General features: G+C 38.2%; 5 protein-coding genes and 1 tRNA gene. 2 read left to right on the top strand and 4 right to left on the bottom strand.

Features of this window, described 5'->3' with window-relative positions; genetic code table 11:
• Positions 1-50 precede the first annotated feature (50 nt).
• The gene (locus tag WKF66_RS21330; protein ID WP_489676537.1) at positions 51-4,481 is read left to right on the top strand and encodes a translocation/assembly module TamB domain-containing protein; all 4,431 of its coding nucleotides are present in this window, start codon (positions 51-53) and stop codon (positions 4,479-4,481) included.
• Between the two features lies 1 nt (position 4,482).
• On the opposite strand, the gene WKF66_RS21335 is transcribed toward WKF66_RS21330, so the two are convergent.
• The 3 genes from WKF66_RS21335 to WKF66_RS21345 form a co-directional block, all read right to left on the bottom strand.
• Entirely contained in the window at positions 4,483-5,694 is a 1,212-nt protein-coding gene (locus WKF66_RS21335) for a bifunctional 3,4-dihydroxy-2-butanone-4-phosphate synthase/GTP cyclohydrolase II (protein ID WP_489676538.1), read from the bottom strand.
• A gap of 121 nt (positions 5,695-5,815) precedes the next feature.
• Complete coding sequence (locus WKF66_RS21340) at positions 5,816-7,249, bottom strand: LptF/LptG family permease (RefSeq protein ID WP_489676539.1); 1,434 nt, start codon at positions 7,247-7,249, stop codon at positions 5,816-5,818.
• A gap of 31 nt (positions 7,250-7,280) precedes the next feature.
• A complete protein-coding gene (locus tag WKF66_RS21345) occupies positions 7,281-7,661 on the bottom strand; it encodes an START-like domain-containing protein (RefSeq protein ID WP_489676540.1) in 381 nt (126 codons plus the stop codon).
• 104 nt (positions 7,662-7,765) lie between these two features.
• Here WKF66_RS21345 and WKF66_RS21350 point away from each other — a divergent pair.
• Positions 7,766-7,839, top strand: a tRNA-Met gene (locus tag WKF66_RS21350).
• Positions 7,840-7,899: 60 nt separating this feature from the next.
• Here WKF66_RS21350 and WKF66_RS21355 read toward each other — a convergent pair.
• Complete coding sequence (locus tag WKF66_RS21355) at positions 7,900-9,660, bottom strand: S8 family peptidase (RefSeq protein ID WP_489676541.1); 1,761 nt, start codon at positions 9,658-9,660, stop codon at positions 7,900-7,902.
• Positions 9,661-9,779: the final 119 nt, after the last annotated feature.

Consider the following 9,779-nt stretch of genomic DNA (forward strand, 5'->3'; position numbering starts at 1 on the left):
TTAAAAAACTATTAAAAATACTTCTTTGGATAGTTGCATCAGTTATATTATTGGTAGCAATTATTTTATTTTCATTTCAATTCAAACCCGTTCAGACGTATGTAGCAAAGCGCGCTGCAGCTTATCTGTCGAAGGAGCTGAATACCAGAGTTTCACTCTCTGGTATATACTTTAAACCTTTTAAATCTCTAGTCATTGAGGACCTGTTGGTTTTGGATCTTCAGAAAGATACTTTACTCCATACACCAGAGTTTTTAATCGATATAAATGAGTTTTCTCTAAAACGCCGTATTCTTAACGTTAATACTGTTCAAATTAATAACGGTAACTTCTTTCTTAAATCTTACAAAGACCGTTCAACGAACGTAGACTTTATCATAAACTATTTTAATTCGGGATCTCCTAAAGTAAAGACTAAGAAAAAGCCATTTAATCTATCGTTCGACAGAGTCATTTTGAATAACATTGGTTTCAAATACAAAAACTTAAGAGTTGACACTTTAATGAAAGGGGTGAATTTTGATGATATTCAAATGAATTCTTTAAACGGAATCTTCGAACAGCTTAACACTTCCGATCACCTGATGCAGGCGAATATTAAAAACTTAAGTTTCCAGGAAAAGAGCGGATTTTATTTAAAAAACCTTACCTCATTTGCTACAATTGATACAAACCAGATAGAATTAAAACAGTTGATGCTGGTAACGAACAAAAGCCGTTTGTCGGATTATTTCAAGATGAGTTTTGAAAAATACACCGACTTTCGTGATTTTGTTAATAAGGTTAGAATGAAAGGTAACTTTAAAAATAGTTTTCTAGCTTCTAGTGACATCTCCTATTTTACCCCTCAGCTTAATAAGATCAGTCTGAATCTGGAAGTTGATGGTCAATTATCGGGTTTTGTTAGTAATTTAAAGGCAAAGAAGTTTTCGATAAAAGCGGGTAAAGCCACCTATATAAAGGGAGACTTTCTTTTAAAAGGCTTACCAAATCTCAAAGAAACCTTTATGGATCTGAAGATAGAAATGGCTGGCACGAATAAGGTAGATCTGGACGAGATCCTAGCGTCAGTTTCGGGAAAGAAATCCAAATTAATCCCAGCTGTGGTAGGGAAGTTTGGTAATATAAACTTCAACGGCTCTTTTACTGGGTTCCAAAACGATTTCATCGCTTATGGAGAGTTTAAAACTAAGATAGGCCGGTTAGTATCTGATGTCAACATGAAAATTGACAAAAAGGGTATTCCCTCCTATTCTGGCAATGTAAAGACTTATGATTTCGGCATCGGCCCGTTAATAAACGAAAAGAGTCTAGGCAACATCACTGCTCAACTTTATATCAAAGGACGTGGCACGCAGATAAATACCTTATCCGAAGAGCTGTCGGGCGACATCGACTACATCGACTTTAACAACTACCGATATAGAAACGTTAAAATTGATGGAACATTTGTTAAGAAGTATTTTGATGGTTCTGTACAAGTAGATGATAAAAATCTTCAGCTTGTATTCGACGGTGGCGTCAACCTAAATCCTAAATTACCTGTATTTAATTTCAAAGCTACCATCAAGGATGCGAAACTAAAGGAGCTTAAGCTTCATAAAGATTCCCTAAAGATTGATGCAAAATTCAGTACAAACTTTTCTGGTAACAACCTCAATAATATCCAGGGAAACCTGGTAATCCAACAGATAAGATTGGAAAACGTAAAAGGTATTTATAATATTGATTCTGTGAGGCTGCAGGCGAACGGAATCGGTAGAGACAGGACATTGAAGATCAACTCTGACATTCTAGACGCAAGCTTGAGGGGGCAATATGATTTAAACACGATCATTCCATATTATACAGCGCTGGCCAAAAAATATATTCCGTCACTGAAAGCAAAGGATTTAAAGTATCGTGATCAGATATTCACGTTAAACTTAAACATTAAAAAATTCGAGCCAATCGCAGAACTGGTAGCGCCAGGGCTTGAGATTGAGGATCAAGCCATCTTGATAGGGAATTTTGATTCTCCAAACAACATTGCAACTCTAAACGGTTTTGTAAAAAAACTTAATTACAAGGGGGTTATCGTTAATAATATCATTATTGATGAAAGCACCTCGAGTAACCAGCTACAAGCGACCTTAACATCTGACAGGGTCGATTTGAACGACAGCTTATACATTAAGAACGTTAACATTTCAAACATTTTGCGTAATGATAGTTTGACACTTAACGTTAAGCTGTCAAACGCAGACGACGCAAACCAGCTGGATTTAAATGGTTTGATCGAGTTTGCAAACGATACTACCGCTAAAGTTAGCATACTTCCTTCTATTTTAAAGATTAATAGTGAAGATTGGAAAATCCAGGAGAAGGTTAGAATTAGTTTCCAAAACGGGAAGACAGAAATCACAAACTTCGACCTAAGTAATGGAAATCAACTACTAACTATCGATGGTATCCTATCTAACGATCCGGCAGATCTTCTCTCCGTAGGCTTTAAGGACTTTGATTTAAAAACAATGAATCCTTTTGTGAAGACACTCGGTGTGAAGTTGTCCGGTAAAGCGAATGGACAGACTCAGCTTTACAACGTGTTAAAATCTCCAAGGATAAATGATAATCTAAAAATCGATTCATTAACCTTTAACACTACATATATAGGTACACTAACTGATACATCATCCTACGACAAAACTAAGAACCTTGCAAATGTCTACACTAATATCGTTTCCGGCGATAAAGAGACACTAAAAGCAACAGGCAACCTCGATTTAGAGAATAAGGAAATCGATGTTAAAATTAAACTAGACGAAAGTGAATTGGCTGTTCTGGGACCGTTTGTTAAGAAGCTCGTAACGAATTTAAAAGGTCAAATTTCTGCGGATTTGGCTGTCGTTGGTCCATTTTCTAAGCCTGCCATAAATGGGGAAATCTCGTTCGACAAAGGGGAAATGACCATCAACTATTTAAAAACTGCGTATAATATTTCCGATAAGGTAACAGTGGAGAACAGCGTAATTAAAATAGTCGATTTGAAGCTAAATGACGTAGAAAATCACCAAGCAGTAGCTAACGGGTCTGTGGACCTTAATGTGTTAAGCACACCGACAATTAATGTAACTGTCGAAGCGAAGGACTTTATGGCCTTAAATACCACAGCAAAGGATAATCCTTTGTATTTCGGTCGTGCTTATGGCACCGGGACCTTCAGATTCAAGGGGCCTACAAATAAAATTTTCATCGACATTGATGCAAAAACGGAAAGAGGCACTGTATTCAATCTTCCTTTGAACAGTTCAGAGACAGTCTCGAGCAAAGATTTTATCACGTTTGTAAGTCGCGATACCACAAAAATAACTAAAAAGGAGACAAGTTTCGATGGTCTGACAATGAGGTTGAACCTCGTTGTTGATGCTAATAGCACTGCAAACCTCTTTACTACTCTAGGAAATCTTTCAGGAAGAGGTTACTCAAAAAATCTGGCCTTGAACATCAACAGTCTAGGGGATTTTGAAATGTCTGGAGATTACATTATCGAGAGTGGTAGTTTTGATTTTACAGCCCAGGAAATAATTAACAAGAAATTCCAGATCAGGCAAGGGGGAACCATTCGGTGGACCGGCAATCCCACTACCGCACAAATTAATTTAAAAGCTATCTATGCTCTTAGAGCCGGTTTAAGTGATCTATATACGGCGGCAAACCGTGAAGGGACCAATGCGAACGAACGGGTATTGACTGAAGTTGAAATGGGCCTTACCGGATCGCTATTGAAGCCAGATATTAAACTGGATATCTTCTTCCCCTCAAACCCTGCAATTAAAGAGGAAATGCAATCATATTTTAACGATGATAATAACCGTAACCTTCAAGCTTTAAGTTTAATTATTAGACGGAGTTTTGCTCCTGGAACTGGAAAAGAAGCACTCGGCAAGCAATTGACATCAGGTGTGGCAAGTACAGCCACAGAGCTCCTATTCAACCAATTTAACAATGTCCTATCCTCTTTGAATCTTGACTTTGTTGACATAAATATCCGCTCTTTAAGCGAAGCAAATGCGTCCTTCAGGTTTTTTAATGAGCGTATAATACTAAATGCGGGTATCGTAGACAGAAGAAGTACGAACGATCTTTCACCGATCGGGTTCTCTAGAAATAACGTCGGCGGTGAGGTAGAGGTACTTGGATTAATTAAGAAAGACGGTACCCTCATTGGAAAGCTCGCGAACAAACCGCCGACTCAGCAAAACAACTTCTTTAATACTGGGATAAGTCAGAATAATAACGTTACTTCTATGGGACTCATTTACACTCAACAGTTTGATTCGTTTAGTGAGTTCTTGAGAAAGATTACTGGACAGTATAAAAAGACGCAGAAACAAAAAGAAGCAGAACAAAGACCAGAACCGGTTAAGGCTCCTGTGCTTCCATCCGCTTCTGTACCTCCTAATACTACACCAGTTACCAGGGACCCTAAGAAAAAATAATTTAGCCTTTCATGATTTGATGACCCATTTTGTCTCTTTTCGTTTTTAGATAGTGCTCATTGTGAACATTACTCTTAATCTCGATAGGAATATTTTCTATAATCTCTAGGCCATATCCTGTTAACCCAGCACGCTTCGTTGGATTATTAGACATTAACTTCATTTTGGTAACACCTTGCGCTCGTAGAATTTGAGCTCCAACGCCGTAATCACGCTCATCCCCTTTAAACCCAAGCTTGATATTTGCCTCAACGGTATCGAAGCCAGCATCTTGCAGGTTATAGGATCTCAGCTTGTTAACTAATCCGATCCCACGGCCTTCCTGATTCATATAAACAATTACGCCCTTACCTTCCTTATGAATCATCTCCATGGCTTTGTGTAACTGCGGACCGCAATCACATCGACACGATCCAAATATGTCTCCAGTTACACATGAACTGTGAACCCTGGTTAATACCGGCTCATCTATAGCCCATTCTCCCTTACTGATGGCCAAATGAGTCGCGTTTGTATCAAGCTGCGTATAGGCAGTCATCGTAAAATCACCCCATTGGGTAGGGAGATTTACTTTTACTTCTTCCCTAATAAGACTTTCTTGTTCTAAACGATAGGTTATAAGATCTTTTATTGAAATAATGCTAAGTTGATGTTGAGCAGCGATTTTGATCAAATCCGGTAGTCTAGCCATTTCACCATCATCCTTCATAATCTCAACTAAAACACCAGCAGGTTCCATGCCCGCCAATATTGCCAGATCTACCGATGCTTCGGTGTGTCCAGATCGTCTCAATACGCCACCTTCCTTTGACCTCAATGGAAAGATATGCCCTGGTCTGCCAAGTTCAGTAGGATCTGTGTTAGGATTAATTAAGGCTAAAATTGTTTTAGATCTATCGGAAGCGGAGATTCCGGTAGTGCAACCATGACCACGAAGGTCGACTGACACTGTAAAGTTGGTCTCGTGAACCGCGGTATTTTTGCCTACCATAAGTGGCAAATCCAGCTCATCACATCGGGATTCAGTAAGCGGTGTACAGATCAATCCACGTCCATATGTTGCCATGAAGTTGATCACCTCAGGCGTAGCATTTCGTGCTGCTGTTACAAAATCACCCTCATTCTCTCTATCTTCGTCGTCAACAACAATAATAACTTTTCCTGCCTGAATATCAACGATAGCTTCTTCTATCGTATTAAGTTTAATTTCCATTTTCTATTTGTTCAGAATCAACTCTGTTTTGTTGATCATCCGTTACTATTGCCAAAGTTACGATGTTAGAGACCAACATTACCTATTAATATTATCACAACTAAGTAATCAATACCGCGCCTTAATCGACCTTTTGAGATAGTCCTTTTTTGCGGAAGAGATTTATAAAAAGCTGCTTGAAATAATTCACATCAAATAGGGCAGAATCTACCGTTGCTTTGTAAGTTAGGAAGGCACCTAAAGGTGAAAGAACAAATATTGACAACCACATACCGAAGAAGGCGTTTAATGATCCGGTTGTAGCTGACTTCTCAGAAACAGTGGCTATTATATGATATAGCAAAAAGAAAACGATTGCCATTACTACTGGCAAACCAAGACCACCTTTCCTTATTATGGCACCCAAAGGCGCCCCGATGAAGAAGAGCAATAAACAAGACGCCGCTAGCGTGAATTTTCGCTGATATTCCATCTTTACCTTTATAATGGTGCGTGAGCGATCATCATGATCAGCAATTCTGCCTGCTGTTGTTTGCTTAACAGATGTAGCCAGATCCATGGCATTTTGGATAACTGCGGCTCTTTTGTCAGCAGGAATTATAGCTAAAATATCGCCTTTAATACCAGTTGCAGGAACTTTTAATTTCATGTATCCCTTTGCAAAATTATACTGCTTGTAGTAAGTACTAATGCTGGTGGCTGCAAATTTATCGATACTATCAAGCTCATTAGATAAAGAGTCTCGTTTTTTGGAAAGTCCCTTGAGATTTAGCATCTGTGTATTACCTCGAAAGTCCTGTTCATCAGTCCTGTTCATCTTGAAGCTAGAGATGTCAAACTTTTGATCCGTTTCACCAAACCTGATCCGTCTCAGTTCTTGCCTTGGGTTGTTATAGGTGTTTCTTCCCTGAGATTCTTCATAGCTCACACCGTTCCGGAGTTTCAGTAACAAGAATTGATCATTACTTGACATTTCGCCTTCTTTTGCGATAATGATTTTTGCGATCCCTGCGGTATTGGTGTGATCGTAGATCATAACATTGTGTAGTATGCCGTCCGAGCTTTTATTATCTACTCTGATTGAATACCCTGGAATGCTATTATTGAAAACACCTTCTTTGATTAAAAACGAAAGCTTCTTATTTCGTATATCCCATAAAAGTGAGCCGAATTTTAGGTTTGCTTTTGGCAGCATATAATCCGAAAATAAAAACGAACCTATTGCTAACCCGATAATTAAAATTAAAAGTGGCATCATTGCTTTCTGCAACGAAACCCCTGCTGATTTTATCGCTACAAGCTCATAGTTCTCACCTAAGGTTCCGAAAGTCATGATGGATGACAACAACACCGAAAGTGGAAGAGCCATAGACACATTAGAAGCAGATGCATAATACATCAATTCTAAAATTGTATACCATTCAAAGCCTTTTCCTATTAAATCGTCGACATACTTAAAAAGAAAAAGCATTAGCAAGATAAACATCACAATAAAGAAAGTGACTATAAATGGCCGGATGAATGCTTTTAGTAATAGTAAGTGAATCTTTTTCAAGGTACAAAGTTAAGAAAAAGACGCTGGAAGATTAAGCACCTATTACACTATGTAAATAAGTAATTTGATTATCCCATATCAAAGTTCGCTCAGCTAAAGTTTCATCAGTAGCGAAGTCTGTGATTGATAATGCTACATCGTTAGTAAGTTCATCCTGGACAATTTCCATTTCGAAATAGCAATGTGGCTCATCCTCTAACCATTTAAATTTAACTAGTCTGTTCTCCTTAATGCTTAACAGTTTCGCTTTCTGGATCTCATCATCCCAGGTAAATGTATAAACTTGATCTCTAAAAACAACGTCATCAGCAAACCACTGGGACAAACCGTTAGGCTCACTTATAAAACTAAATAAAATACGTGGAGATGATCTTAATTCGTATTCTAGCGTAAACCTTTTCTTTTCTGACATTGATTAATTCTTATACCTGAATTATTGGACTAATTATTTTCTATTTGTTTCTAAAGAAAAGTAATTTATTCTATATTTGCAACTCTTCAAAAAATAACATCCCCGGCGGGGTAGCTCAGATGGTTAGAGCGCAGGATTCATAACCCTGAGGTCGGCAGTTCGATCCTGCTCCCCGCTACTTGAATTAGATCCCTTAACTTAAAAGTCGAGGGATTTTCTATTTGCTTAAAAGCAGTTACTACTTCCTATACTTCTCAGCTAGCAACAATGCTTGGTAAGCATTCACTACTCCACCGCTCACACATAGTTCGCTAAAAAGAACCCGAGTACCTTCCCCCTTCTCAGTCTTGTGTTTAACCTTTATATCAACTTTTGTCACGCTCTTCATGATAATTTCTCTCACTTGTGCAGGTTTCAAATCTGGATAATAACTTAAGATTAGTGCAGCCAAACCGGAAACTACTGGCGACGCCATGCTGGTCCCATCGAATTCTTTATACTTTGATCCAGGTATTGTTGAGTTAATCATAAATCCAGGTGCAAACACATCGACGGTATACTTTCCGTAATTTGAGAAAGTGGCCTTCAAATTAGCGTCATTGGAATAAGCACTCGCCCCAACTTCTATCCAGTTTGATGCATGTGGAAAATTGAATTTAGTAGTGTCCATTGGAGGCTTTTTAAATGATGCCGGGGGTGTTCTTCGATTTCTATCATAAGGGCCTCCTGTGGAAACATCCGGCCTAGTGATTGTTATCATACTTATTGACTTCCTATTGGCTTTTTCATAAGCGATAGATTCGGGTGTTTCAAAATATTTGTTAGGATAATTCTCAGAAGCATCATTGTTCTCATTATCATTCCCGGCTGCATGGACTAAAAGCACACCTTTTTGTTCTGCATATTTGACTGCGTCATCTACTACTTTTTTATTCCACTTAAAGCTTTTACCAAAGCTCATGTTAATAACCTTTGCTCCGTTATCTACAGCATAACGGATACCATTTGCAACATCCTTATCACGCTCATCACCCTCCGGTACAACTCTAATGGGCATAATGACTGCAGATGCCGCTATACCATTAATTCCTATCCCATTATTTCGAGACGCCGCAATAATACCTGAAACATGTGAGCCATGGTCAGCATTCGGACCCATAACGTCCTTATTACCATAATTACGCTGAAACGCATCTTCGTAATTATCTCCAACCAGCTCTTTACGCTCATTATATTTTAGATTAAGATTGTATTTAAGCATAACATCAAATTGCTTATAAGCATCTTTCATTTCTGAAATAAACTTATCAACTCCTTTATTTTCTTTTATTCCAGAGCGAATAATCTTTTTCACCTGCTCTTCTTCCTCATTATCTGGAGTATACCTATCGAAATCTTCCTCACTGGGAATAGGCTTTCCATTAACTCGAGCCACCGAATCTATTACATGATTGATAATGCTTATATATCTAAAATTATCGACAGCGTTATTGTAAAGAACACCGAACTCAGTTCTAGCCTTATTGAAAAGTCGAAATTCTTCCTTCTGTGTACTGTCTAATACAGTAGAAGGAAGTGTAGAGGTATAAAGGGGTGCATATTTTCGTAATATTCGGACTAACTCCAAATTGTCATAAGCCAAATTTCCCTGTTTAGAGCCAATGAAGTTCCAACCATGAACGTCGTCAACATATCCGTTTCCGTCATCATCTATACCATTGCCTGCAATCTCCTTTGTGTTGGTCCATAAAATGTCTTTTAGGTCCTCATGATTAATATCAACACCACCGTCAATGACGGCGACAATTATCTTTTGTTTAGGTGACCTTCCGTTAAGTAAAGTAGAATAAGCTTTCTCGGTGCTAATACCAAAATAGCCGTCCTTAATCAAATCAAGATTGTACCAATTCGGTGGTAGTTTTACGTCTTTGCTTTGGGAAAAAGAAGTTAAGTTGGCAAGTATTAAAAGGGTGATGGAGACTATTTTAGCGAATTTCATTAGAAATTATTTATTAGTTACGGGATAACCAATATACGTTTTTATTACGCTGTGGATTAGAATTTCACACTTTTTAACAACTACAATACGGTATTAAGTTTCCGCTTTCGCCGGAATGA

It is taken from the genome of Pedobacter sp. (assembly GCF_037719805.1).
Lineage (GTDB): Bacteria > Bacteroidota > Bacteroidia > Sphingobacteriales > Sphingobacteriaceae > Pedobacter.